This window comes from Ralstonia insidiosa (assembly GCF_008801405.1).
In the GTDB taxonomy this organism is placed as follows: Bacteria; Pseudomonadota; Gammaproteobacteria; order Burkholderiales; family Burkholderiaceae; genus Ralstonia; species Ralstonia insidiosa.
Genome location: NZ_VZPV01000001.1, coordinates 307040 through 329751 on the forward strand (window position 1 = coordinate 307040; position 22712 = coordinate 329751).

Annotated in this window: 25 protein-coding genes; 8 read left to right on the plus strand and 17 right to left on the minus strand. The window is 64.3% G+C overall.

All coding sequences use genetic code 11. The features are described from left to right. The first annotated feature begins 4 nt into the window (after positions 1 to 4). A complete protein-coding gene (locus tag F7R11_RS01475) occupies positions 5 to 391 on the plus strand; it encodes a cupin domain-containing protein (protein WP_064805756.1) in 387 nt (128 codons plus the stop codon). 3 nt (positions 392 to 394) lie between these two features. On the opposite strand, the gene F7R11_RS01480 is transcribed toward F7R11_RS01475, so the two are convergent. Together F7R11_RS01480 and F7R11_RS01485 are read right to left on the minus strand one after the other, a co-directional pair. Next, complete coding sequence (locus F7R11_RS01480) at positions 395 to 1153, minus strand: sulfite exporter TauE/SafE family protein (protein ID WP_064805758.1); 759 nt, start codon at positions 1151 to 1153, stop codon at positions 395 to 397. Between the two features lie 35 nt (positions 1154 to 1188). Further along, on the minus strand, positions 1189 to 1629 hold the full coding sequence (locus F7R11_RS01485) for a hypothetical protein (RefSeq protein WP_064805760.1): 441 nt from the start codon (positions 1627 to 1629) through the stop codon (positions 1189 to 1191). Positions 1630 to 1774: 145 nt separating this feature from the next. Here F7R11_RS01485 and F7R11_RS01490 point away from each other — a divergent pair, with 145 nt between their 5' ends. Further along, entirely contained in the window at positions 1775 to 2011 is a 237-nt protein-coding gene (locus F7R11_RS01490) for a hypothetical protein (protein WP_064805762.1), read from the plus strand. A 259-nt stretch (positions 2012 to 2270) separates the two neighbouring features. On the opposite strand, the gene F7R11_RS01495 is transcribed toward F7R11_RS01490, so the two are convergent. The 9 genes from F7R11_RS01495 to F7R11_RS01545 form a co-directional block, all read right to left on the minus strand. Further along, entirely contained in the window at positions 2271 to 3257 is a 987-nt protein-coding gene (locus F7R11_RS01495) for a branched-chain amino acid ABC transporter permease (RefSeq protein ID WP_064805764.1), read from the minus strand. 13 nt (positions 3258 to 3270) lie between these two features. Continuing rightward, positions 3271 to 4155, minus strand: coding sequence for a branched-chain amino acid ABC transporter permease (locus F7R11_RS01500; protein ID WP_064805766.1), 885 nt, complete (start codon positions 4153 to 4155; stop codon positions 3271 to 3273). 80 nt (positions 4156 to 4235) lie between these two features. Beyond that, positions 4236 to 5444: an ABC transporter substrate-binding protein gene (locus F7R11_RS01505; RefSeq protein WP_064805768.1), complete on the minus strand. Its 1209-nt coding sequence runs from the start codon at positions 5442 to 5444 to the stop codon at positions 4236 to 4238. Between the two features lie 76 nt (positions 5445 to 5520). Further along, positions 5521 to 6261 (minus strand): ABC transporter ATP-binding protein, encoded by a 741-nt coding sequence (locus F7R11_RS01510; protein ID WP_021197136.1) that lies wholly within the window; start codon positions 6259 to 6261, stop codon positions 5521 to 5523. Between the two features lie 75 nt (positions 6262 to 6336). Continuing rightward, positions 6337 to 7107: an ABC transporter ATP-binding protein gene (locus tag F7R11_RS01515; RefSeq protein ID WP_064805770.1), complete on the minus strand. Its 771-nt coding sequence runs from the start codon at positions 7105 to 7107 to the stop codon at positions 6337 to 6339. A gap of 244 nt (positions 7108 to 7351) precedes the next feature. After that, on the minus strand, positions 7352 to 8986 hold the full coding sequence (locus F7R11_RS01520; protein WP_064805772.1) for a GMC family oxidoreductase: 1635 nt from the start codon (positions 8984 to 8986) through the stop codon (positions 7352 to 7354). A 572-nt stretch (positions 8987 to 9558) separates the two neighbouring features. Further along, positions 9559 to 10419: an alpha/beta hydrolase gene (locus F7R11_RS01535; protein ID WP_064805774.1), complete on the minus strand. Its 861-nt coding sequence runs from the start codon at positions 10417 to 10419 to the stop codon at positions 9559 to 9561. 75 nt (positions 10420 to 10494) lie between these two features. Next, positions 10495 to 10938 (minus strand): Cu(I)-responsive transcriptional regulator, encoded by a 444-nt coding sequence (gene cueR / locus F7R11_RS01540; RefSeq protein WP_064805776.1) that lies wholly within the window; start codon positions 10936 to 10938, stop codon positions 10495 to 10497. Next, positions 10935 to 13169: a heavy metal translocating P-type ATPase gene (locus tag F7R11_RS01545; RefSeq protein ID WP_064805778.1), complete on the minus strand. Its 2235-nt coding sequence runs from the start codon at positions 13167 to 13169 to the stop codon at positions 10935 to 10937. The genes cueR and F7R11_RS01545 overlap by 4 nt, the downstream gene beginning before the upstream one ends. A gap of 158 nt (positions 13170 to 13327) precedes the next feature. On the opposite strand from F7R11_RS01545, the gene F7R11_RS01550 reads away from it, so the two are divergent. After that, positions 13328 to 13528 (plus strand): heavy-metal-associated domain-containing protein, encoded by a 201-nt coding sequence (locus tag F7R11_RS01550; RefSeq protein WP_064805780.1) that lies wholly within the window; start codon positions 13328 to 13330, stop codon positions 13526 to 13528. A gap of 62 nt (positions 13529 to 13590) precedes the next feature. Here F7R11_RS01550 and F7R11_RS01555 read toward each other — a convergent pair whose 3' ends face one another. From F7R11_RS01555 to F7R11_RS01570, 4 genes are all read right to left on the minus strand, one after another. Continuing rightward, positions 13591 to 14319: an OmpW/AlkL family protein gene (locus F7R11_RS01555; protein WP_064805782.1), complete on the minus strand. Its 729-nt coding sequence runs from the start codon at positions 14317 to 14319 to the stop codon at positions 13591 to 13593. Between the two features lie 204 nt (positions 14320 to 14523). Continuing rightward, a complete protein-coding gene (locus F7R11_RS01560; protein WP_064805784.1) occupies positions 14524 to 15525 on the minus strand; it encodes a delta(1)-pyrroline-2-carboxylate reductase family protein in 1002 nt (333 codons plus the stop codon). A 48-nt stretch (positions 15526 to 15573) separates the two neighbouring features. Further along, positions 15574 to 16344: a lysoplasmalogenase gene (locus F7R11_RS01565; RefSeq protein WP_064805786.1), complete on the minus strand. Its 771-nt coding sequence runs from the start codon at positions 16342 to 16344 to the stop codon at positions 15574 to 15576. Between the two features lie 95 nt (positions 16345 to 16439). Then, the gene (locus tag F7R11_RS01570; protein ID WP_021197123.1) at positions 16440 to 16916 is read right to left on the minus strand and encodes an Lrp/AsnC family transcriptional regulator; all 477 of its coding nucleotides are present in this window, start codon (positions 16914 to 16916) and stop codon (positions 16440 to 16442) included. A 138-nt stretch (positions 16917 to 17054) separates the two neighbouring features. Between F7R11_RS01570 and phhA the strand changes: the two genes are divergently transcribed. Both phhA and F7R11_RS01580 read left to right on the plus strand, forming a co-directional pair. Further along, a complete protein-coding gene (phhA, locus tag F7R11_RS01575) occupies positions 17055 to 18011 on the plus strand; it encodes a phenylalanine 4-monooxygenase (RefSeq protein ID WP_021197122.1) in 957 nt (318 codons plus the stop codon). 47 nt (positions 18012 to 18058) lie between these two features. After that, entirely contained in the window at positions 18059 to 18364 is a 306-nt protein-coding gene (locus F7R11_RS01580; protein ID WP_064806495.1) for a 4a-hydroxytetrahydrobiopterin dehydratase, read from the plus strand. Between the two features lie 18 nt (positions 18365 to 18382). Here F7R11_RS01580 and F7R11_RS01585 read toward each other — a convergent pair whose 3' ends face one another. After that, positions 18383 to 18610, minus strand: coding sequence for a DUF3717 domain-containing protein (locus F7R11_RS01585; protein ID WP_031330061.1), 228 nt, complete (start codon positions 18608 to 18610; stop codon positions 18383 to 18385). Between the two features lie 104 nt (positions 18611 to 18714). Between F7R11_RS01585 and F7R11_RS01590 the strand changes: the two genes are divergently transcribed. Continuing rightward, positions 18715 to 19428 carry a response regulator transcription factor gene (locus tag F7R11_RS01590; RefSeq protein ID WP_064805788.1) on the plus strand — a complete coding sequence of 238 codons (714 nt, stop codon included), beginning with the start codon at positions 18715 to 18717 and terminating at the stop codon, positions 19426 to 19428. Between the two features lie 10 nt (positions 19429 to 19438). Further along, entirely contained in the window at positions 19439 to 21118 is a 1680-nt protein-coding gene (locus F7R11_RS01595) for a sensor histidine kinase (protein WP_064805790.1), read from the plus strand. A 16-nt stretch (positions 21119 to 21134) separates the two neighbouring features. Here F7R11_RS01595 and F7R11_RS01600 read toward each other — a convergent pair whose 3' ends face one another. Continuing rightward, positions 21135 to 21674, minus strand: a complete 540-nt coding sequence (locus F7R11_RS01600; RefSeq protein ID WP_064805793.1) for an SET domain-containing protein — start codon at positions 21672 to 21674, stop codon at positions 21135 to 21137. 653 nt (positions 21675 to 22327) lie between these two features. Between F7R11_RS01600 and F7R11_RS01605 the strand changes: the two genes are divergently transcribed. After that, a complete protein-coding gene (locus F7R11_RS01605) occupies positions 22328 to 22606 on the plus strand; it encodes an HU family DNA-binding protein (RefSeq protein WP_021197116.1) in 279 nt (92 codons plus the stop codon). Positions 22607 to 22712: the final 106 nt, after the last annotated feature.

Here is a 22712-nt window from a genome sequence, read left to right on the forward strand (position 1 = left end):
CATCATGCTCGCAGGACACGCGGTGCAGGTCGCAAACGCGCTGGAACAGGTCACGGACTATTGGTCGCCGCGCATCGTCGGCCAGGTCAACGACCAGTACATCAAGGTCGCCAAGCTCAAGGGAGAATTCGTCTGGCACGACCACCCGAACGAAGATGAGCTGTTCTTCGTGGTCTACGGCCGCCTGAAGATCGCCTTCGAAGACCGCGCCGACGTGCACCTCGGCCCCGGTGAATTCTGCGTGGTGCCGCGCGGTGTGCGCCACTGCCCGAGTGTGGATGCGGCCGACGAAGAGTGCGGGATCATGCTGATCGAAACCGTGACCACGCAACACACGGGCGATGTGATCACCGAGCGCACCGTGGCGCTCGACACGCAATTGGGCGTGTAAACCTCAGCGGATAAACGCGTCGTAAGCCGTCTTCAGGATCAGCGCCAGCACCACCACGATGAACACCTTGCGCACGAAGCGGCTGCCGTGCCGCAGCGCAAGGTGGCTGCCGACCTGGTTGCCGGCCACGTTGGCCACCGCCATCACCAGGCCAAGCTGCCACCACACGTGGCCCTTGGCGGCAAGCAGCAGCAAGGCCGCCACGTTGGTCGCCAGATTGACGATCTTGGTGGAGGCGGATGCGTGCAGGAAGTCGTAGCCGAACACGCGCACGAACACGATCATCAGGAAGCTACCCGTACCCGGACCAAACACACCGTCGTAGAAGCCGATGACGGCACCGGCCAGCAGTGCCGCTGCGCGCTCGCGCCAACCTGCGAGGCTAGGGGCGTGTTCTGCACCCAGGTTCTTCTTGGCCACCGTGTAGATCAGCAGCGCCGCCAGCACGAACGGCAGCGCGCGGCGCAGCGGCTCGGCGGGAATGTGCACGAGCGCCCACGCGCCCAGCAGCGAGAATGCGAACGCCGTGACCACCGCTGGCGCCGTCGCACCCCAGTAGATGCGTACCGTCCGCCCATAGCGCACCGCCGCCGTGGCCGTGCCCGACATCGACGCGACCTTGTTGGTGCCGATCAGCGTGGCCGGCGCAATGTTCGGGTACGCGGAGAACAGTGCGGGAATCTGCACCAGGCCGCCGCCACCGGCCACGGCATCGATCAGGCCAGCCAGAAAGCCGGCCACGGCGAGCAAAGCGAATTCCATCAGGGGAGTAGAGACAGACAGGTGAGCGGGAAGGACTAGCCCAGCGATTTGGGCGACGGACGCGCGCTACGCCGCCAGCAACCGGACGCATCCGGCGCAAAGCCGAGCGCGGTGGCGTCATACGCGGCAAGCGCTGCAGGCGGCAGCAGGACGTGGAGTATGCCATGTGCGCGGGCGTACTCATTGACGGCAGCCAAGGCAGTGTCACGCGTAACCACGTCGTCGGAAAACGCCATCACGCCGACTGGCAGCCACGCCACCAACCCGCCCAGCGCCAGGTGCGGTACGAGCGTGATCGGCGCGACACCGACCAATGCCCCGTCGTCCGCCTCAACGAGGAAGCAAGGATGCGCGCTCGGGTGCGCGAGCAGCGTATCGACGGCATGCGCCAATTGCAGCGGTGACGCGCTCGATGCGATGGCAGCCAACAGGCGGGGCCGGTCATCCGGCGTGGCAAGACGGGTGGACAGGGTCATGGGCGGCTCGAAGCGAAGACGCCATTGTCATGCAGCGCCCGCATAGGCGTCGACTCCGAATGCATTTCTCTTGTAAGCCAGCGCCGACGAGACTGTGGGTATGTGGATATGTGGATATGTGGATAACCCGCAAACGGAGCCCACCATGACCGACCCGACCCGTGCCCTCACCCTGCAATTGCTGCAGTCACTGGTCGAACGGCCGAGGCCCTATACCGAAGTGCTGGAGGCTTGGCGAACGTCGTGTCCGCGTTTGTCGATCTGGGAAGATGCGTGCATCGACGGGCTGGTGGACTGCGCGCCCGGGTCGTCACCAGAGCAACATCTTGTGACGGTCAGCGCCCGGGGCCGGGCTCTGTTGGCGGCGAGCGCCGCGCACTGAAGGCACAAACTAAAAGGCCCTGCCGGGGATCGCCTGGCAGGGCCTCTGTTCTATTTAGCATCTCCACCGTTTCGTGCGGTGTGTGCTGTCGTCTCCTCGCTCCCGCCTCATTTATCTCGTGCGAAAACCGTAACGAGACTGTAAAGAATGCACCGCAACGCAACAACTAGAGCAAACCCTTACGGTGCACTAAGCACCAAATCGGCGCCAAGATCATCCTTTCGGGGGGAGTGCGACGCCATTTGCGGTCATTGTGACCCTAGCGCCGCAACCAAGGTAGCCGCGCAGCAATTTCGCCCATGATGCCGCGGCGGAAGGTCAGCACACAGATCACGAAAATCGCGCCCGTGACCGTCGTGACCGATTCGCCCAGCACGTTGAAGCCGTCGATGCCGGTGGCGCCCGCCAGGAAGGTGCCGATGTCGCCCAGCTTGTTTTCCAGCGCAATCACCAGTGCCGCACCCAGGATCGGGCCCGACAGGATGCCCAGGCCGCCCACCAGCGTCATCAGGATCACCGAGCCGGACATTGACCAGTGCACGTCCGTCAGCGTCTCGAAGCCGAGCACCAGCGTCTTGAGCGAGCCGGCCAGCCCGGTCAGTGCCGCCGACAGCACGAAGGCCAGCAGCTTGAAGCGGTCGGTGTCGTAGCCGAGGGAGATGGCGCGTGGCTCGTTCTCCTTGATGGCCTTCAGGATCTGCCCGAACGGCGAGTGGATCGTGCGCACGATCAGCAGGAAGGCCAGCGCGACGATGACGAGCACCACGTAGTACAGCGTCATGTCGGACGACAGGTCCAGCATGCCGAACAGCTTGCCGCGCGGGACGCCCTGCAGGCCATCTTCACCGCCGGTGAACGGCACCTGCAGGCAGAAGAAGTACAGCATCTGCGCGAGCGCCAGCGTGATCATCGCGAAGTAGATGCCCTGGCGGCGGATGGCCAGCAGGCCGACGACCAGGCCGATGAAGGCGCCTGCCGCCGTGCCGGCCAGCAGGCCGAGTTCCGGCGTGACGTGCAGGTCGCGCATCATGTAGCCGGCCACGTAGCCCGCGCCGCCAAAGAACGCCGCGTGCCCGAACGACAGCAGCCCCGTGTAGCCCAGCAGCAGATTGAACGCCGACGCAAACAGCGCAAAGCACAGCAGCTTGGCGACGAACACCGGGTACGCACCCACCAGCGGCGCCGCAATCAGCGCCACCAGCAGCAGGCCGTACAGGACGTATTTGAGGGAAGAAGTGTTTTGCATCGTGCCGCTTCGCTTATTTCTCTTTACCGAACAGGCCGGCCGGACGCACCAGCAGCACCAGCACCATGATCACGAACACCACCGTGGCCGACGCCTGTGGATAAAACACCTTGGTCAGCCCTTCGATCACCCCCAGGCCGAGGCCGGTGAGGATGGAGCCCATGATCGAGCCCATGCCGCCGATCACCACCACCGCAAACACGGTGATGATCATGCTCTGCCCCATCAGCGGCGAAATCTGGATGACCGGTGCCGCCAGCACACCGGCAAACGCCGCCAGCGCCACGCCAAAGCCGTAGGTGAGCGTGACCATCAGCGGCACGTTCACGCCAAAGGCTTCCACCAGCTTCGGGTTCTCGGTGCCGGCGCGCAGGTACGCACCCAGCTTGGTCTTCTCGATCATGAACCACGTGGCGAAGCACACCGCCAGCGAGGCCACCACCACCCACGCGCGGTAGTTGGGCAGCATCATGAAGCCGAGGTCGGTGGCGCCCTGCAGCGGTTGGGGCGTGTCATACGGCAGGCCCGACACGCCGTAGATGGCGCGGAACACGCCTTCAATGACCAACGTCACGCCCAGCGTGAGCAGCAGGCCGTACAGATGGTCGAGCTTGTAGATGAAGCGCAGCAGCGTGCGCTCGATCACCATGCCCAGCAGGCCGATCACCAGCGGCGAGAGCACCAGCATCGCCCAGTACGGCACACCCAGATACGAGAACCCCATCCACGTGAGCACCGCGCCCAGCATGAACAGCGCCCCGTGCGCGAAATTGATGACGTTGAGCAGCCCGAAGATGACCGCAAGGCCCAGGCTCAACATCGCATAGAAGGAACCGTTGACCAGGCCCAGCAGCAGCTGGCTGAGCATGGCCGGTAGCGGAACGCCAAAGATTTCCATCGCGGTCAAGAAGAGAACACCACACCAACACAATTGACGGCGCCGCCCTCCATTGGACAGCGGCGCCGGTTCTTACACGCTTACTTCTTCCACAGCGCGCACTTCGATTCCGCCTGCGTGGCGAACGCCTGCTCGCCCGGAATCGTTGCCACGACCTTCAGGTAATCCCACGGCTTCTTCGATTCGGCCGGCGTCTTCACCTGCAGCAGATACATGTCGTGGATGCCACGGCCGTCCTGGCGGATGTAGCCCTTGGTGTAGAAGTCGTCGATCTTGGTCTTCTTGAGCTGCGCGATCACCTTGTCCGGATCGTCCGTGCCGGCGGCGGCCACCGCCTTGATGTAGTTCGACACGGCCGAGTAGTCGGCGGCCTGCAAGCTGCTCGGCATCTTCTTCATCTTCATGAAGTAGCGGTTGGCGAACTTGCGCGTGGCGTCGTTCATGTCCCAGTACCAGCTGTCGGTCATCAGCAGGCCTTCGGCGGTTTGCAGGCCCAGGCTATGCACGTCGTTGATGAACATCAGCAGACCGGCGATCTTCATCGACTTGGTGATGCCGAATTCCTTGGCCGCCTTGATCGAGTTGATCGTGTCGCCGCCCGCGTTGGCCAGGCCCAGGATCTGCGCCTTGGACGACTGCGCCTGCAGCAGGTACGACGAGAAGTCCGACGCCGACAGCGGATGCTTGACCGAACCCACCACCGTGCCGCCGTTGGCCTTCACCACGGCTGCAGTGTCGTTCTCCAGCGAGTGGCCGAAGGCGTAGTCGGCGGTCAGGAAGAACCACGACTTGCCGCCCTGCTTGACCACCGCGCTGCCGGTGCCCTTGGCCAGCGCCACCGTGTCGTACGCGTAGTGGATCGTGTACGGCGTGCACTCCTCGTTGGTCAGGCGGGCTGTGCCGGCGCCGATGCCGATGAACACCTTCTTCTTCTCGGCCGCCACCTTGCTCATCGCCAGCGATGTGGCGGAGTTGGTGCCGCCCAGCAGCATGTCGATGCCCTGCTGATCCATCCACTCGCGCGCCTTTGAAGCGGCGATGTCAGCCTTGTTCTGGTGGTCGGCCGTGACCAGTTCGATCGGCTTGCCGAGCACCTTGCCACCCGCATCCTCGATCGCCATCTTCACGGCCTCGACACCGCCCTGCCCGTCGATATCGGCATACAGGCCAGAGAGGTCGGTGATGTAGCCGATCTTCACCTTGTCGCCGCTCACCTGCGCGTGCGCACCGAATGCCGCTACGCCCAGCCCTGCCGCCATCAATGCACCAGCCAGCTTCTTGAGTGTCATGGTCTTGTCTCCTGTAGTGCGCGCATCGCTTGTGACGCGTCGCGCGGTGGTGAAGCAAATCGATATCGACAACGTGTTAAACGCCGAGCAGCTCGTGCAGCACCGGCATCTTGTCCTGCAACTGCGCCGCCTCGAAACGCTCGACGATGCGGCCGTGTTCCATCACATAGAAGCGATCGGCCAGCGGCGCGGCAAAGCGGAAGTTCTGCTCCACCATCACCACCGTGTAGCCACGCTTCTTGAGCATCAGGATCATGCGGGCCAGTGCCTGCACGATTACCGGGGCCAACCCTTCGGAAATCTCATCCAACAACAGCAGGTTCGCGCCGGTGCGCAAGATGCGCCCGACCGCCAGCATCTGCTGCTCGCCGCCCGACAGGCGCGTGCCCTGGCTCTGACGACGCTCCTTCAGGTTGGGGAACATCGCGTAGATCTCGTCGATGCTCATGCCAGGGTTGCCGCTCTTGGCAACTTGGTCTTTCAGCACCGGCGGCAGCATCAGGTTCTCTTCGCACGACAGGCTGGAGAAGATGCCGCGCTCTTCCGGGCAATAGCCGATGCCGCAATGGGCAATCTTGTGCGTCGGCAGGTCGATGGTCTCGATGCCCTGGCCGCTGGCGTCGTGCACGACGATTGAGCCCTTGCGCGAGCCCACCAGGCCCATGATCGCGCGCAGGGTGGTGGTACGGCCCGCGCCATTGCGGCCGAGCAGCGTGACGACCTCGCCGCGGTTCACGGTCAGGTCGACACCATGCAGGATGTGCGATTCGCCGTACCAGGCGTGCAGGTCCTTGATCTGGAGCGCGGGCGTGCTCATGCAGTGTTCTCGTGTGTTCGGGTCTAGCGTTCAGTCATGCAGCGTGCGGCCGCATCGCGGATCAGTCAGCGCTGATCAGTGGCCTTCCAGCGCCGCATCGGCGGTGCCCATATAGGCTTCCATCACCTGCGGATTCTTCGAGACGTCTTCGTACGGGCCTTCGGCCAGGATCTGGCCACGCTGCAGCACCGTGATCTTGTCGGCGATGGAGGACACCACGTTCATGTTGTGCTCCACCATCAGGATCGTGCGGCCTTCGGACACGCGCTTGATCAGCTCCGTCACGCGGTCCACGTCTTCGTGGCCCATGCCCTGCGTGGGCTCGTCGAGCAGCATCAGCTCGGGCTCCATCGCCAGCGTGGTGGCAATCTCCAGCGCGCGCTTGCGGCCGTAGGGCAGCTCCACCGTCACGGTGTGCGCGAACTGCGTCAGGCCCACCTGTTCGAGCAGCGCCATTGCGCGGTCATTCAAGACATTGAGCGATTGCTCGCTTTGCCAGAATGCGTATGCCGTACCGAGTTGGCGCTGCAGTCCAACGCGAACGTTTTCCATCACCGTCAGATGCGGAAACACGGCGGAGATCTGGAACGAGCGGATCACGCCGCGCCGCGCAATCTGCGCCGGCTTTTCCGCGGTGATATCGATGCCGTTGAACAGGATGGTGCCGCGCGTGGGCACCAGGAATTTGGTCAGCAGGTTGAAGCAGGTTGTCTTGCCGGCACCGTTCGGGCCGATGAGCGCATGGATGGACCCACGCTGCACGCGCAGGTTGACGTCGGACACGGCGGTAAAGCCCTTGAAGGCTTTGGTCAGTCCGCGCGTTTCGAGAATGATGTCCTGCGCCATGATTCCCTCTGGTCTCCCGCCTCTTTTTTGGTGCGGACGATTGTCAACGGCTGTTGCGTCGCAAAACATCGGGGTTTGTACCAAGACGATTACGCGTCGCTTACGGCCCCGAAACCCGCGCCGGTACTGGCTTTGCGGCTGGCAGACGAGGGTTACGTAGAGTTACGTATCGGAGCAATACCGATTGCCTATCGATATGACACCGGCGCGTGTCACGCCCGTGTCATCGGCCCGCAAACCGGCGTCAGGCCGCCACCGGCTCGCCGCGTGCACGCGCCTTGCGTGCCGCCCGAATCATCTCGCTCGCCTTCTCCGCAATCATGATCGTCGGCGAGTTGGTATTGCCCGAGGTGATGGTCGGCATGACGGACGCATCCACCACGCGCAGTCCCTCGATGCCGTGCACGCGCAACTGCGCATCGACCACCGCACCCGCGTCATCCGCCCGCCCCATGCGGCACGTGCCGACCGGGTGGAAGATGGTTGTGCCGATATCGCCGGCGGCGCGGGCGAGGTCTTCGTCGGTCTGGTAACTGGGGCCTGGCAGGTATTCCTCCGGTCGGTACTTCGCCAGGGCGGGCTGCGCGACGATGCGGCGCGTGAGGCGCAGTGAATCGGCGGCGACCTTGCGGTCTTCCTCTGTGGATAAGTAATTGGGGGCGATCACGGGTGCCGCAAACGGATCCGCCGAGGTGACGTGCACCGTGCCACGCGAGGTCGGCCGCAGGTTGCACACGCTGGCGGTGAAGGCGTTGAACGCGTGCAGCGGATCGCCAAACTTGTCGAGCGAGAGCGGCTGCACGTGGTACTCCACATCCGGCCGCGCCACTTGCGGGTTCGAACGCGCGAACACCCCCAACTGCGATGGCGCCATGCTCATCGGCCCGCTGCGGTTGAACGCGTACTCCATGCCGATCAGCGCCTTGCCCCACCAGTTGGCGGCGCGCGTGTTGAGCGTCGGCACACCGTGCACCTTCACCACGCTGCGCAGTTGCAGATGGTCCTGCAGGTTCTCGCCCACACCCGGCAATGCCTGACGCACGTGGATGCCCAGCGCCTGCAGCCGCTCCGGCTGGCCGATGCCCGCCAGCTCCAGCAACTGCGGCGAGTTGATCGCCCCAGCCGAGAGGATCACCTCTTCACGCGCGGCCACCGTGTAGTCCTGCCCTGCCCCGCGATAGGTCACCCCCGTGCAGCGCTTGCCGTCAAACGTGAGCGAGCGCACCTGCGCACCGGTCACGATGGTCAGATTGGGCCGCTGCGATGCCGGGCGCAGAAAGCCCTTGGCCGTGTTCCAGCGGATGCCGTGTTTCTGGTTGACCTCGAAATAGCCGACGCCGAAGTTGTCCCCACGGTTGAAGTCGCTCGTGCGCGGGATGCCGGCCTGCACGGCGGCTTCGATGAAGGTCTCCAGCACTTGCCACTGCAGGCGTTGCGCTTCAACGCGCCATTCGCCGCTGGCGCCGTGCCATTCGTTCGCACCACCGTGGTGGTTCTCGCTGGCCTTGAAGAGCGGCAGCACGGCGTCCCACTTCCACGAAGCATCGCCGGTGGTGGCAGCCCAACCGTCGTAGTCCTCGCGCTGACCGCGCATGTAGATCATCCCGTTGATCGACGAGCAGCCGCCCAGCACGCGGCCGCGCGGGTAGCCGAGTGAGCGGCCATTCAAGCCGGGTTCTTCGCGGGTGCGGTAGAGCCAGTCGGTGCGCGGATTGCCAATGCAGTACAGATAGCCGACGGGGATGTGGATCCAGTGGTAATCGTCTTTGCCGCCGGCCTCCAGCAGCAGCACAGAGACGTCGGGGTCTTGCGTCAGACGGTTGGCGAGGACGCAGCCCGCGGAGCCTGCGCCGATGATGATGTAGTCGTAGGTTTCCATGTCTCCGTGCTTTTTCTCTTTGGTGTTGCTGGGTTTTGTTTTTTGTTCTCGTGGTGCATCCCTTGTTTCATCCCCTACCGGGGCTGACTCACTTTCTTTGTCTTGCCAAAGAAAGTAAGCAAAGAAAGGCGCGCCCGAGATGGCGACACATCCCTTGAATTTGCGTAACCGGGCGGAGACGGGGAAAACTCGCTGCGCTCAAACAGTTCCCCGTCTTTTTTCCGCCCGCTTACACAAATTCAAGGCGCCATCTAGGGCAAGGGTAAAGCAAACCATCGTATGCCTGCTCACTGCCAAGAATTGCCTTGGTGTTCACGTATGCATTCCGTCGGTTTGTCCTTTGACGTTCCTGCCCTTGATGGCGCCTTGGATTTTTGTTGCGGGGAGGATAAAGAGAGGAGGCTGTCTGAGCGAAGCGAGTTTGCCTCCTCTCCCTCCCCGCGACAAAAATCCAAGGGGTCTTTCGCCATCTCGGGCGCGCCTTTCTTTTGCTTACTTTTCTTTGGCAAGACAAAGAAAAGTGAGTCGTGCCCGGCAGGGTACGAAAGGCAGATGGACCACTAAGGCCCAAATCAAATCCGAGAAGAAAGCCACTCCGTCATCTTCCCAAACACCTCACCACGCAGCGGTTCAGCCTCATTGAAGATCTCGTGGTACCCCGAATCAAACCACGCCAGCGTGCGCAATTCTTCCGGCGCATTCGCATAAAAATCCCGACTGCCAGACGGATCAACAATCGAATCAGAACCACCCGCCATCAGCAGCATCGGCGCTTCCAAACGAGGCGCATCCTGCTGCGCCTGCGTAATCGCATTGAGCATGAATTCGAGCAGCGAAGCGCTGATCGTGCTCTGCACCAGTGGGTCGGCACGGTAGGCAGGACCGACGCTCGGATCATGCGACAACTTGGACGGATCCACAGGATTGGGCACCGCCAACCGCGGCGCCAGTGCGGAAAGAATGCCGCGCACAATGCCCGCCCCTGGCGGCAGCTTCACGCGCAGCGCGGGCGATGACAGCAGCACGCCACGCACCGGCCGGATACGCGCCGTCGTGAAACGCGCAACGATCAGCCCACCCATGCTGTGCCCCAGCACAAACGGCATTTCATGCCATTCGGCGACGGCCGCGTCGATGATCTCTGCGAGATCGGTGAGGTAGTTGTCCTGCGCATCCAGCGCCATGCGCGGGCCGCCGCTCTTGCCGTGGCCGCGCAGGTCGAAGGCCCGTACGCGCAGGCCAAGATCGGTGAGCACCTTGGCCACATGGGGATAACGCCCGCTGTGCTCAGCCATGCCGTGAACGAGGATGACGGTACCGCGCGGTTCGCCGCTGTCGGGCGCGGGTAACCAGGTCCGGACCAACAGCTCGGTGTGGTCCTTCATGCGCTGGCGGCTTTCAACCGCGTTGACCTCGGCAGGGGCTTGCGTCATGGGCGTCTCCTCGTTGGGTTGCCAGATTGTGGCATAGACGCCTCTCGCCACAAGGGACGGCTGTGGAGGCTTCCCTCAGTGGCAGCAGGCCCCTTCGTCTCCGGCCACGCCTTCGAGGATCGGGCAGTCGGGTCGGTCGTCACCATGGCAGGCGTTGGCCAGCGTCATCAGCGTGTCGCGCATGCCTTGCAACTCGCGGATGCGTGCGTCCAGGTCGGCCACATGGCGCATCGTGATCGCCTTCACATCGGCGCTGGCACGCTCGCGGTCATGCCAGAGCGACAGCAGCGTGCGGATTTCCTCCAGCGCGAACCCGAGCGAGCGCGACCTGTGGATAAAGCGCAGTACATGCAGCGCCCGCGCGTCGTACATACGGTAGTTGCCCTCGGTGCGCGGGCTGGGCGGCAGCAGGCCGATGCTCTCGTAGTAGCGGATCATCTTGGCCGACACACCGCTCGCCTTGGCGGCCTCGCCGATATTGACCGGAGCTTGGGTTGCGTTGAGATCGGTCTGCGTCATGCGCGCTCTCCGGAGGCTTGCCAGCGGCGCAGCATCAACGCGTTGGTGACCACGCTCACGCTGGAGAACGCCATCGCCGCGCCGGCAAAGGTGGGGCTGAGCAGGCCGAAGGCGGCCAGCGGAATGCCCACCACGTTGTAGATGAAGGCCCAGAACAGGTTCTGGCGAATCTTGGCGACGGTGCGGCGCGAGAGGTCGAGCGCATCGCTCACCAGGCGCGGCTCGCCACGCATGAGCGTGATGCCGGCGGCCTGCATAGCGACATCCGTGCCGGTGGCCATGGCGATGCCGACGTCGGCCGCAGCCAGCGCGGGCGCATCGTTGATGCCATCGCCCACCATCGCGACTACGTGGCCGCTCTGCTGCCAGGCTGTCACGCGTGCCGCCTTGTCCTGCGGCAGCACTTGCGCGGCCACTTCGTCGATGCCCAGCGCAGCCGCCACCGTGCGTGCGGCGCCCGCGTTGTCGCCCGTCACGAGCGCGGTGCGAACGCCCCGAGCCTGCAGCGCAGCCACTGCCGCCTTGGCACCGGGCTTCAGCGCATCGCCAAACGCAATCAGGCCACGCAATTGCACGCCACCTTCGCTGCTTTGTGCGAGCCACGAGACGGTGTTGCCTTGCCCTTCCAACGCATCAGCGCGCGCTTGCAGTGCACCGCGATTGAGCCCGAGCTCATCCATCCAGCGCGCGTTGCCGAGTTGCAGCGACGCACCGTTCACGATGCCGCGCGTGCCGCGTCCGGCCAGCACTTCGGGCGATTGTGCGGGCGCGATTGTGCGACCTTTCGTGCGGCCTCGCTCAACCGCGTACGCACGCGTGGCATGTGCGAGCGGGTGGGTGTTTTCGGCTTGCAGCGCGACGAGCTGATCGAGCAGCGCATCCGCATCCACACCGGGTGCCGCTTCCACCGCCGTCACACGCGGCTGGCCGACGGTGAGCGTGCCGGTCTTGTCGAAGACGACGAAGTCCACTTGCTGCGCACGCTCCAGTGCCTGTGCATCCGCAATCAGGATGCCGCGCCGCGCGCCCGCGCCGGTGCCCGCCATGATGGCCGACGGCGTCGCCAGGCCCAATGCACACGGGCAGGCAATCACCAGCACGGCCACCGCATTGACGATGGCCGTCTCCCACTCTGCCCCGGCGATCGCCCAACCGGCCAGCGTGAGCACCGCCGCCACCAACACCGCCGGCACGAAAATCGCGCTCACGCGGTCCACCAGTTGCTGGATCGGCGGCTTGGCGGCTTGCGCGTCTTCCACAAGCCGGATGATGCGCGAGAGCATGGTGTCCGCGCCAATGGCCGTGGTGCGCACGAGCAGCACGCCATCCGTAGCGATGGCACCGGCCGTCACGCGATCGCCTTCGCGCTTGGGCATGGGCAAGCTCTCGCCGGTCAGCATGGATTCATCGACATGGCTGGCGCCTTCGAGCACCACGGCATCCACGGGGATGCGCTCCCCTGCGCGCACCGACACCACGTCGCCCACACGCACCTTCGCGACGGGCGTGTCACGCAGCGTGCCATCAACGCCGCGCACGCGGGCCATGTCCGGACGCAACGCCTGCAGTGCGCGGATGGCTTGCGCCGTCTGGCGCTTGGCGCGCACTTCCAGCCACTTGCCCAGGCGCACCAGCGTGATGACCACGGCGGCACTCTCGAAGTAGAGATGCGGCATCGCATCCGCACCGGCGCGCCACCACAGCCACAGCGACAGCCCATACGCCGCAGACGTACCCAGCGCGACCAGCAGATCCATATTGCCGGCACCCGCACGCGCGGCCTTCCAACCCGACTTGTAGAAACGCGCGCCGATCACGAACTGCACCGGCGTCGCCAGCAGCCATTGCACCCAGGCGGGCAGCATCCAGTCGCTGCCGATCCAGCCGGCGATCATCGGCAGCACCAGCGGCACGGACAGCGCGGCGGCAATCCACACGGGGCCGGCGCCGTCCCAGAAATCCGTTTCGATGGCGACGGGCGCTGCGGTCTCGTCTGCCGCAACGCGTGCGTCATAGCCGGCGGCCGTCACGGCAGCGACCAGCGCATCGCCGGTCGCTCCGCCCTGCACGCGGGCCCGCTCGGTGGCGAGGTTCACGCTCGCTTCGGTCACACCAGGCACGGCACGCAAGGCACGCTCAACCCGGCCGGCACAGGCGGCACAGGTCATCCCGCTGATATCGAGATCGAGTGAGGCTGGCGTTACGTCGGCTGCAAGGCTGGCGGCAGTCATGGAAGCGTCCATTTCGGGGAAGATGGCATCAGCCTAGACCTTCCCATCTTGGCAAGGTCAAGTCCTCATCTTACGCTTGCGCTTCCCATGGTAGGAAGGTTCATACTGCGGCCGTAACTTCCTCTCCCCTCTTTTCTTTCGATTCAGGAGCCCGAATCATGACGACGTTTTCTGTGGAAGGTATGAGCTGCGGCCATTGCGTGTCTGCCGTCACCCGCGCGGTGCAACAGGTGGATGCCGCTGCCAGCGTGCAGGTGGATCTGTCCAAGCAGACTGTGGCCGTGACGAGCGGTGCCGGTACCGATGCCGTCAAGGCGGCCATCGAGCAAGCCGGCTATCCGGTCAAGGCCATCGCCTGACCGGCGCAGGCAACAAAAAGGCGTGCCGCAGTGGCACGCCTTTTTGCTTGCGCTGAACCGGCTTAGAAGCGGTAGCCGACGTTCAGGAAGGTCACGATCGGGTTGATCTTGATCTTCGCTTCGCTCTGGATACGCGCGCCGTTGATCAGCGTCGTGTCGATCGTCGCCGTGGTCTTCAGCGGGAGATACGACACCGACAGGCCAACGAACCAGTCCTTGGTGATGGCGTAGGTCGCACCCACGTTCACCACCGGGTTGAGCGAGCTGTCGGTCGACACGCTGCTCGTGCTGCCAGGCGTGCCACGGCCCAGCACCTGGTTCTGGAACGCGCTGTTGGTGATCTTGGCATCGCTGAACCACGTGTAGTTCAGGCCCAGGCCAACGTACGGGCGCAGCTTGGTATCAGCATTGAAGAAGTACCACTTGGCCAGCACGGCCGGGCTCCACTGCTTGGCCGAGCCGATTTCACCGTAGCCCGAGAACGAGCCCGTGCCTTCGATCTTGTGGCGCGGGGGAATGCCACCCACGAGTTCCACCGCAAAGTTGTCGGTGAAGAAGTGCGTGAAAGCGAGGCCGAGGGTATCGGCTTCCTGGATCTTGGCGCCCGTGCCCGGCTGCGGCTGGTTGATCGGCGCACCATTGAAGCTCTTCACGAAGAGCGGGTCGCTCGAGCTGTTCGGCATGACGCGGAACCAGCCTGCGCTGACGATGTTGCTGCCGGCAGCCTGTGCGTGCGCGGCGGTGGCGAGGATCATCCCGGCGGCGGCCGCCAGTGCTTTTTTATAGGCCATCTCTGTACGTGCTCCTGTTGAGACGCATCCAAGGCAAACGCAATTTGAACGTTTGCTGGTGCGTTCTAAGTCTCCTCCCAGGCGGAAGGGATGGCCATTATCCCGTGTGATTGCCCCGGCTAGAACCCTTTTTCTAGAGGTTTCCTGTTATAAGCGCCACGCCAAACCGGCCTGCGGCGGGCGTCTTCAGCACATGCTCAGTTTTTAAACAGGCTTGGCTTTGGACAGCGCCAGCACGCATGCGGCCAGATCCCACAACGCGCTGCCGACGCTCTTGAACACCACCGGCAACACCGGCGGTGCCTGCGCAAGTGTGTCTTGCGGCGCATCGACACACTGTTGTAGCGGCCGCACACGCGACCACGGCACCCCCGCCTGCAGCAGATCACCGGCTTCGACTTCCAGGTCGACCAGCGTATCGGCGTAGAGCCGATTGCCCGCTGCCGCCTGCACGCACAGGCGCGGCGGCAGTTCCGCCATGTCAGGCCGGAACGCGCCAACCGCCGCGATGAAGTGATGTGGGCTCCATGCGTAGCCATCCGGGTAATCCGGGCCTGCCAGATCGGGCAAGACTGGCTGCGCCGAGGGCGTCGCGGTAACGACTAGCGGCGTTTGCGGGAGCACCGCGCGGGCGGCTTGCGCCACGCCCGTTGCATCGCCGCCAGCCACTGCTGTGGCATCCATGCCGAGTTGGCGCGCATAAACGACGAGCGCCTCGGCACTGTCCGCCGTGCGCGCGATGATGGTCACGCGCCGTGTGCCCAGCCCGAAGCGGAACGCCTCGAGGTGCGCGCGTGCCTGCGCACCGGCGCCAATCAACAGCAAGTCCCCCGCCGGCTCCGGGGCCAGCAGGCGCGCGGCAAGCAGCGATACGGCTGCGGTGCGGTGAGCAGTCACGGTCGGGCCATCCAGCAGCAGGCGGCGCACGCCGGTCTGCGCATCCATCACCACCACCTCGCCGTGGATGGCCGGCAGGCTGCGCGCCGGGTTGTGCGGGTGCACGGTGATCATCTTGGTGATCGCGATGTCGGCATTGGATGCGGGCATCAGCAACAGGCTGCCCGGGCCGGGCACCGGCATCACCAGCCGTGCAGGCGCCTGGGCTTTGCCGGCACGCGCATCGCGCAATACCTGCGCAATGGCATCGGCCAGCGCGGCGTAAGGCAGGCGGACCGCCGTGGCGGCGGCGTCGAGAGTCTGCAGCATCGGAGGCTCCTGCAGCGGATGGAAACGGGGGGATGGGCCTTGCGCTGATTACGCCGGAACAACCCGGCGCGGCGGCGGTGGCGTGCGGCGCGTCAGCAGCCCAGCGCTGATGAGAAGCTGGGCGCCGGCGTAGCTCCACCAGATCGCCAGCTCATGGTCGGTGAACGGAAAGACGAACACGCTGATGCCGATCATCGCGTCGGAGGTGGCAAAAGCGATCGCACCCCAAGCCGTGAGCGGCCCAGGCAAACGCGCCAGCAAGGCCGCACACACCATCGACGACAACACCACCATATAGACAATGACCGGCCCCTTCATCTCGCCCAGGCCAGGCCAGTACCAGACCAGCATGCCGATGGCCACGCCAATCATGGCCCCGACCCCGAGCAGGCGAAGGGGCGACGACGCCCCGCGCAGCCCGACCAGCACACGCAGGTAGCACAGGTGCGCCACCAGGAAGCTGCTCAAGCCTGCAATGAACGAGAACCCAAAGCCCGGCAACGCCAGCCACAAATCCCCCAGCGCAGAGAACATCATGGCGCCGATCAACCAGCGGCGCTCGCGCGGCACCTCGTGCAACGCCGCGGCGCGCGCCAGCAGCAGCGCCATCAGCATCTTCCACAGCGGCTGCAGAGCGATGCGGCCGACCAACGGCGTGCCGGGCGGCACTTCCACGGCCACCATGGTCAGCATGCCGCCGTAGGTGACACCCGCGATGGCTGCGGCCACCCACCACGCGCGAACCCGCGCCGGCATGCCGTAGCCGCCCGCAAGATGCGCCAGCGGGTGCGCCGGATGCGTGGTGTGTCCTTCAACCATCGTGGTCTCCCGCCCAAGACAGGCTATTCAACTGCTGCAAAGTGATTGTCGGCTTGCAGCGTGACACGCCGCGCACCCAGGCGCAAGGCGCGAATCTACCCACCAAGGTGGGATAGTGGCAGCGCACCATCGCGCTTAAGCGCCGTCAGCACGATGTTGGAGCGCACATTGTCCACACCCGGCACGCGCATCAGCTTGCGCATCACAAACTCCGACAGCGCGGGCAGATCCGGCACCACCACGCGCAGCATGTAATCGGCATCCCCAGCCACCGAATAGCACTCCTGCACGGCATCGAGCAGGCTGATCTCTTCGTGAAAGCGCTCGACGATGGCATCGCCGTGGTGGGCGAGCTTGACGCTCGCGAACACCGTCACGCCCAGCCCCAGTCCGGTCGGCGACAGCACCACCCGATAGCCTTCGATCACCCCTTCGGACTCAAGGCGCGCCAGGCGCCGCCCGACCTGGCTGGCCGACAGGTGCACCTGCTCCGAGAGCTGCTGGTGGGTCGCACGGCCATCGCGCTGAAGTGCTGCTAGCAGGGCCAGATCGAAGTTATCCATGGAAATCATGCAAATCTCCTGCGTTGATAGGCAGGATTTTGCATGAAATCCGCAAACCGCGTGCAATGGAAGCCGGTTTTGCGGCCAATCCGCGTGGCCTCCCCAATACACTGGCCGGACTCTGATTGGACAAGATCGACATCACAAATGGACATCGCAACCACCGCCCCCGACGCTGCCCAAAACGCGGCCCAACATGCGGCACCCACAGGCTTCAACGGCACCCTGACCGACAAACTACGCGAACAATTCGCCGAGGGCCTGGACGGCCAGACGCTGCGTGCTGATTTCACCATGCAGCAGCCGGTGCACCGCTACACCGCCGCCGACCACGCCACCTGGCGCACCCTGTACGACCGCCAGGAAGCCCTGTTGCCGGGCCGCGTGTGCGATGAATTTCTGCAAGGCCTGTCGACCCTGGGCATGAGCCGCGAAGGCGTGCCGTCGTTCGACCAGCTCAATGAAACGCTGATGCGCGCTACCGGCTGGCAGATCGTTGCCGTGCCGGGCCTGGTGCCGGACGAAGTGTTCTTCGACCACCTGGCCAACCGCCGCTTCCCCGCCAGCTGGTGGATGCGCCGCCCCGACCAACTCGACTACCTGCAAGAGCCGGACTGCTTCCACGACATCTTCGGCCACGTGCCGCTGCTGATTAACCCGATCTTTGCCGACTACATGGAAGCCTACGGCAAGGGCGGCCTGAAGGCGGCACGCCTGGGCCAGCTCGACATGCTGGCGCGCTTGTACTGGTACACGGTGGAGTTTGGCCTGATCCGCACGCCGGCCGGCCTGCGCATCTACGGCGCAGGCATTGTGTCGAGCAAGAGTGAATCGGTGTACGCGCTGGATTCGGCCAGCCCGAACCGCATCGGCTTTGATGTGCGCCGCATCATGCGCACGCGCTATCGCATCGACACGTTCCAGAAGACCTACTTCACCATCGACAGCTTCGAGCAGTTATTCGACGCCACGCGCCCAGACTTCACGCCGCTGTATGAAGAACTCGCCGCGCTGCCGACCATCGGTGCGGGCGATGTCGTGGAGGGCGATCTGGTGCTGAACGTCGGCAACCGCGAAGGTTGGGCAGACACGGCGGATATTTGAGCGCTGACTATACTGCGCGCATTCACACCCATATTCCGCAAGACACCATGATGCCCACCCTGAACGAAGACCAACGCAAGGCCCTGTTTGCCGAAGTGCCCGGCTGGACACTGCAGAGCGACCGCGACGCGATCCAGAAGACCTTCACCTTTGCCGACTTCAACGCCGCGTTCGGCTTCATGACGCGCGTGGCGATCAAGGCCGAGCAGATGAATCACCACCCGGAGTGGTTCAACGTATGGAATCGCGTGGACATCACCTTGTCTACGCATGACGCAAACGGCCTCACGCACCGTGACGCCGATCTCGCGCGCTTCATCGAGCAGGCCGCGAAGAGCACCGGCGCGAAATAACGCCAGCCGAGTCCCGAGCTACGCGCCCACTGCGGCGCGCCACGCCTCAAACGCCGCCCGCGCCTTGTCGCCCAGTTGCTCAGGGGCGATGCGGGTGGCGCCTTGTACAATCATCAACGCATACGGCTTGGCCAACGCTGACGCCTCGGCACACAGCCGCAATTCCTCGCCCTCGGCGGGCGAACGGGCGCGCCAGAAGTTGATGGCGGCCTCCAGGTCGGTGATGGTGAGCAGGGCATCGGTCATCCGCGCATTGTAGCGCTGCGCTATGCGTGCGGATTGCCCTTTTCTGTGCGCTTCCTCGCCCCACTCCATTCCGATTGAAGGACCGCCGCATCCAGGCTCATTCCATGCGCATCCTGCTGATTGAAGACGACCGCGCCATTGCCAGCGGTATTCACGCCGGACTCACCCAGGCCGGGCATCGCGTGCACACGGTGCATGACGGTGTGTTTGCCGCCGAGCAGCTCGCCAAACAGACGCACGATCTGGTGATTCTCGATCTTGGTTTGCCGGGCATCGATGGCATGACGCTACTGTCGCAATTCCGTGCACGCGATCGTGCCACGCCGGTGCTGATTCTCACCGCGCGAGATGGCCTGCTCGACAAGGTCAACGGCTTGAATGCCGGTGCAGACGATTACCTGCTCAAGCCCTTCGAGATGCTCGAACTGGTGGCTCGCGTGCAGGCATTGCTGCGCCGGCGTGGGGACCCAACCGAACCGATCGCTCGCCCGGACATTCTGGTTGGCCGGCTGCGCATGAGCGGCAGCGAACGACGCATCTTTGTCGAAGCGGCACCGCTGGAACTGTCGCCGCGCGAGTTTGCCGTGCTGGAGCTGCTGATGCTCCGGCAGGGTCGCGTGGTCAGCAAGGTGCAGTTGCAGGACCACCTGGCCAGCTTCGGCCATGCCATTGGTGAAGCCAGCCACGACGTGGTGGGCGATACGGCCATTGAGGTCTACGTGCACCGCGTGCGCCGCAAGATCGAACATTCCGACGCCGAGATCGTCACCGTGCGCGGCTTCGGTTATCTGCTGCAGGCACGCGGCGCGGCAGCCTAGTCCTCCTCTCATGTTCAAGCGCCACCGTCCCGCTGCCGCTCGCGATTCGGCTGCTCCGGCAACTGGGGCGTCCGGCAACGTCGCCGTCAGCCTGCGCCTGCACCTGCTGCGCGCGCTGGCGACGCCGCTGTTCGGTCTGGTGGTCGGCACCGGTGCACTGTCGTATTGGCTGGCGGCGCACTACACCACGCAGGTGTTCGACCGCGCGCTGGTGGGTGTGGCCAATACGTTGGCGGAACAGATCCGCATTGCCGGTCCGCACGTGCCGGCAGCCAAGCTGTACGACATCGAGTTGAGTGCTCAGACGCTCGTGCAGAACGGTGGCGAAGACCGCGTCTTCTGGCGCATCGCCGGGCCCAGCGGCACGCTGGCCGGGCGCGACACGCTGCTCGGCTATGGCTCGGGCCAGGTCCGTATTGGTGATGCGCGGGTGTTCTATAGCTGGGTCGACGGCAAACAGGTGCGCGCCGTGCACCTGCTGGTGCCTGGCGTCAGCGCTGAAACACCCAAGGCTCACTCGCCACGCCAACCCGCGCCGCCAGACCCGGAAGACGACGTCACGCGCCCCGCCCTCGCCCCCACACAGGCGCAGACGGCTCCCGCGCTGAACCCGGCCACACCACCCGATGCCGGACCACCCGAAGACGGCATCGTCGTGGAAGTCGCAGAACTGCTGGACCACCGTGACACCGCCGCCAAGGAAGTGCTGCTATCGGTGTCGATTCCGCTGATCGTGTTGCTGGCCATTGGCGGCTTGATCCTCTCGCTGGTGCTCAAAGAAGAATTGCAGCCGCTGCAGACGCTGGCCGACACGCTCAACAAACAGAGCGCGCAATCGGTGACGCCGCTGCCGCCGGACTCCGCGCAACGCGTGCCGGCTGAATTGCAGCCGCTCATCAACGCGATGAATGCACTGCTCGCTCGCCTGCGCGATGCCCTGGAAGCGCAGCGCACCTTCATCGCCGATGCTGCGCACCAGTTGCGTACACCGCTCACGGCATTGAAGCTGCATGCGGATCGCGCCGTCGATGCCAAGACATTGGAAGAGGCACGGCCCGCGCTGCTGGAACTGCAGTCGGGTGCCAACCGTGCCGTGCGTCTGTCCAACCAGCTGCTGACCCTGGCGCGCGCCGAACCGGGCATGACGCTCGATCAACTGGGGCCGCCAATGCGGGTGGACCTGGTATCCCTCGCATTTGATACCGGCGCGCAGTGGGTACCGCGTGCGTTGGCCCGCGGGTTGGATCTTGGCTTCGAAGCCTGGCCGCAGGAAGCGGCCTCGCCAGGTTCATTGCAGGCGCCGGTATTGGCCAACGCAGTGCTGCTGCGCGAAGCCATCAACAACCTGCTCGACAACGCCATCAAGTACGTACCAACCGGAGGGCGCATCACCTTGCGCGCCGGCATGGAAGCCGACGCCGCTTCGCGCTGGTGGGGTGTGGTGAGCGTGGAAGACAACGGCCCGGGCATTCCGCACGAGCGCCGTGGCGAGGTGTTCCAGCGCTTTTTCCGTGGCGATGCGGACCACCTGCCCGGTCAACCGCAAGGCAGCGGCCTGGGCCTGGCCATCGTGCACGACATCGTGCGCCTGCACGGCGGCACGGTCGCCATTGATGACGCCATCGCACGCGACGACTGCCGCGTGATGCGCTTCGTCTTGCGCTTACCGTTGGTGAACGAATCCGTCTGAGCGACGGACCTTCGGCTTACTTCTTCTTGGATTTCTCGGGCCGGGCCAGCATCGTGCCACGGCATTTCTTCGCGCCGCAGCGGCACGCAAACTGTTCCCGCAGCGCCTTGGTCTGGCGGCCTTCAATGACGAGGCCGTAGTCGTAGAACAGCTCTTCGCCGGGTTCGATATCGCGCAGCGCGTGAATGAAGACGCGGCCGTCCTTCTCACGTGCCTCGCAGTTCGGCTTGCAGGAATGGTTGATCCAGCGCGCGCGGTTGCCGCCAAACTTGGCGTCGATCACGCTGCCGTCTTCCAGGCTGAAGTAGAACGTGTGGTTCGGGTCGGTCGGGTCATGCGGATGGCGGCGCAGTGCCTCCTTCCACGAGATGTGCTCGCCCTTGTATTCGATGATCTTCTTGTTCTTGGCGATCGGTGCGGTGGCATAGACACCACGCCCGTGCACGCCCGATTCACGCACCTCGATGCGATCACGGCGGCGCAGTGTGGCCGGGGCTTCCGGCGCGGGCGAGGACTCAGCCAGGGCCGGCGTGGCATCAGGGGACGTGCGTGTCATAAGGCGTTGAGGCAAAAACAGAAAACGTCGATCAGCGAAGCCGTGAGCCTACACCAAAAGCATGGCAACTCGACACGTGCCGCGACCCCATGCAACCCACCCCATGTGGATAACCGATGTGGACAAGTCGTGTGGATAACCCAGCCTGCCGCTGTGGATAACTACCGGCAAAGGATGTGGGCTGTCTGTGGCTGCCCTGTCGATGGTGTGGGCACAAGTGACGGGGTTGCCGACAGGGGGTCTAGCGAAACCCGCAAGTCATCCACCTCAGGGCACACACTGTGCAAGTGGTTTTGCTTGCCGCAAGTGGTTGAACACAAAGCGCTTTTTCCGGTTATCCACAGAAGATATCCACCGTTATCTACTACTACTATCTGTATACATAAAGAAAAAGGTAAACCCATCGATCGACGTACGTCGCCCCTATCTACGACGAGCAAACCAGACCCAAAGCAAAACGCAATGTGTCGATCCTGATGTGATGGCCTCACCTCGCAAGGCAGGCACCATGCGGGTTTCCGGAACCTGTGTGCCATGCGCCGTTACAAAGCACACATGCCGGCGGCAAGCGCATGCCGGTATCATGTCGCCCTTGGAGCCGCCCCCCGGAGGCTCCGATGTGTGTTTTATCTACTCTTGAAGGGAGTCAAGCAATGACGAAAACTGAACTGATCGACGCCATCGCCAGCGGCGTAGACGGTCTGACCAAGGCCAAGGCCGAGCAGGCACTGAACGTGACGCTCGCGGCCATCATGGAATCCGTTGGCAAGGGTGACGCGGTCAGCCTGATCGGCTTTGGTACCTTCAGCCAGGGCGAGCGTGCCGAGCGCATGGCGCGTAACCCGCGCACCGGCGAAGAAATCAAGGTGGAAGCCGCCAAGACCGTCAAGTTCAAGGCCGGCCAGAAGTTCAAGGACGCCGTGAATGCGTAATCGCGCCTAATGCGATGACGACCTTGGCGTGAACCAGCCTGCCTGGTCTCTCGCCAACGACGTGGCACGCCAATGCATGCGTGACCAGCCCGCAGCGCTGGCGTAC

Excerpts from the sequence above, each read along its gene's own strand:
- F7R11_RS01590 (WP_064805788.1), top strand. The coding sequence starts at position 18,715 with ATGCGCATCCTGCTGATTGAAGACGACCGCGCCATTGCCAGCGGTATT.
- F7R11_RS01515 (WP_064805770.1), bottom strand. The coding sequence starts at position 7,107 with ATGGCGCAGGACATCATTCTCGAAACGCGCGGACTGACCAAAGCCTTC.
- F7R11_RS01495 (WP_064805764.1), bottom strand. The coding sequence starts at position 3,257 with ATGCAAAACACTTCTTCCCTCAAATACGTCCTGTACGGCCTGCTGCTG.
- cueR (WP_064805776.1), bottom strand. The coding sequence starts at position 10,938 with ATGACGCAGACCGATCTCAACGCAACCCAAGCTCCGGTCAATATCGGC.
- F7R11_RS01500 (WP_064805766.1), bottom strand. The coding sequence starts at position 4,155 with ATGGAAATCTTTGGCGTTCCGCTACCGGCCATGCTCAGCCAGCTGCTG.
- F7R11_RS01600 (WP_064805793.1), bottom strand. The coding sequence starts at position 21,674 with ATGACACGCACGTCCCCTGATGCCACGCCGGCCCTGGCTGAGTCCTCG.
- F7R11_RS01535 (WP_064805774.1), bottom strand. The coding sequence starts at position 10,419 with ATGACGCAAGCCCCTGCCGAGGTCAACGCGGTTGAAAGCCGCCAGCGC.
- F7R11_RS01550 (WP_064805780.1), top strand. The coding sequence starts at position 13,328 with ATGACGACGTTTTCTGTGGAAGGTATGAGCTGCGGCCATTGCGTGTCT.
- F7R11_RS01485 (WP_064805760.1), bottom strand. The coding sequence starts at position 1,629 with ATGACCCTGTCCACCCGTCTTGCCACGCCGGATGACCGGCCCCGCCTG.
- F7R11_RS01545 (WP_064805778.1), bottom strand. The coding sequence starts at position 13,169 with ATGACTGCCGCCAGCCTTGCAGCCGACGTAACGCCAGCCTCACTCGAT.
- F7R11_RS01585 (WP_031330061.1), bottom strand. The coding sequence starts at position 18,610 with ATGACCGATGCCCTGCTCACCATCACCGACCTGGAGGCCGCCATCAAC.
- F7R11_RS01520 (WP_064805772.1), bottom strand. The coding sequence starts at position 8,986 with ATGGAAACCTACGACTACATCATCATCGGCGCAGGCTCCGCGGGCTGC.
- F7R11_RS01605 (WP_021197116.1), top strand. The coding sequence starts at position 22,328 with ATGACGAAAACTGAACTGATCGACGCCATCGCCAGCGGCGTAGACGGT.
- F7R11_RS01580 (WP_064806495.1), top strand. The coding sequence starts at position 18,059 with ATGATGCCCACCCTGAACGAAGACCAACGCAAGGCCCTGTTTGCCGAA.
- F7R11_RS01560 (WP_064805784.1), bottom strand. The coding sequence starts at position 15,525 with ATGCTGCAGACTCTCGACGCCGCCGCCACGGCGGTCCGCCTGCCTTAC.
- F7R11_RS01565 (WP_064805786.1), bottom strand. The coding sequence starts at position 16,344 with ATGGTTGAAGGACACACCACGCATCCGGCGCACCCGCTGGCGCATCTT.
- F7R11_RS01480 (WP_064805758.1), bottom strand. The coding sequence starts at position 1,153 with ATGGAATTCGCTTTGCTCGCCGTGGCCGGCTTTCTGGCTGGCCTGATC.
- F7R11_RS01555 (WP_064805782.1), bottom strand. The coding sequence starts at position 14,319 with ATGGCCTATAAAAAAGCACTGGCGGCCGCCGCCGGGATGATCCTCGCC.
- F7R11_RS01505 (WP_064805768.1), bottom strand. The coding sequence starts at position 5,444 with ATGACACTCAAGAAGCTGGCTGGTGCATTGATGGCGGCAGGGCTGGGC.
- phhA (WP_021197122.1), top strand. The coding sequence starts at position 17,055 with ATGGACATCGCAACCACCGCCCCCGACGCTGCCCAAAACGCGGCCCAA.
- F7R11_RS01475 (WP_064805756.1), top strand. The coding sequence starts at position 5 with ATGCTCGCAGGACACGCGGTGCAGGTCGCAAACGCGCTGGAACAGGTC.
- F7R11_RS01570 (WP_021197123.1), bottom strand. The coding sequence starts at position 16,916 with ATGATTTCCATGGATAACTTCGATCTGGCCCTGCTAGCAGCACTTCAG.
- F7R11_RS01510 (WP_021197136.1), bottom strand. The coding sequence starts at position 6,261 with ATGAGCACGCCCGCGCTCCAGATCAAGGACCTGCACGCCTGGTACGGC.
- F7R11_RS01595 (WP_064805790.1), top strand. The coding sequence starts at position 19,439 with ATGTTCAAGCGCCACCGTCCCGCTGCCGCTCGCGATTCGGCTGCTCCG.
- F7R11_RS01490 (WP_064805762.1), top strand. The coding sequence starts at position 1,775 with ATGACCGACCCGACCCGTGCCCTCACCCTGCAATTGCTGCAGTCACTG.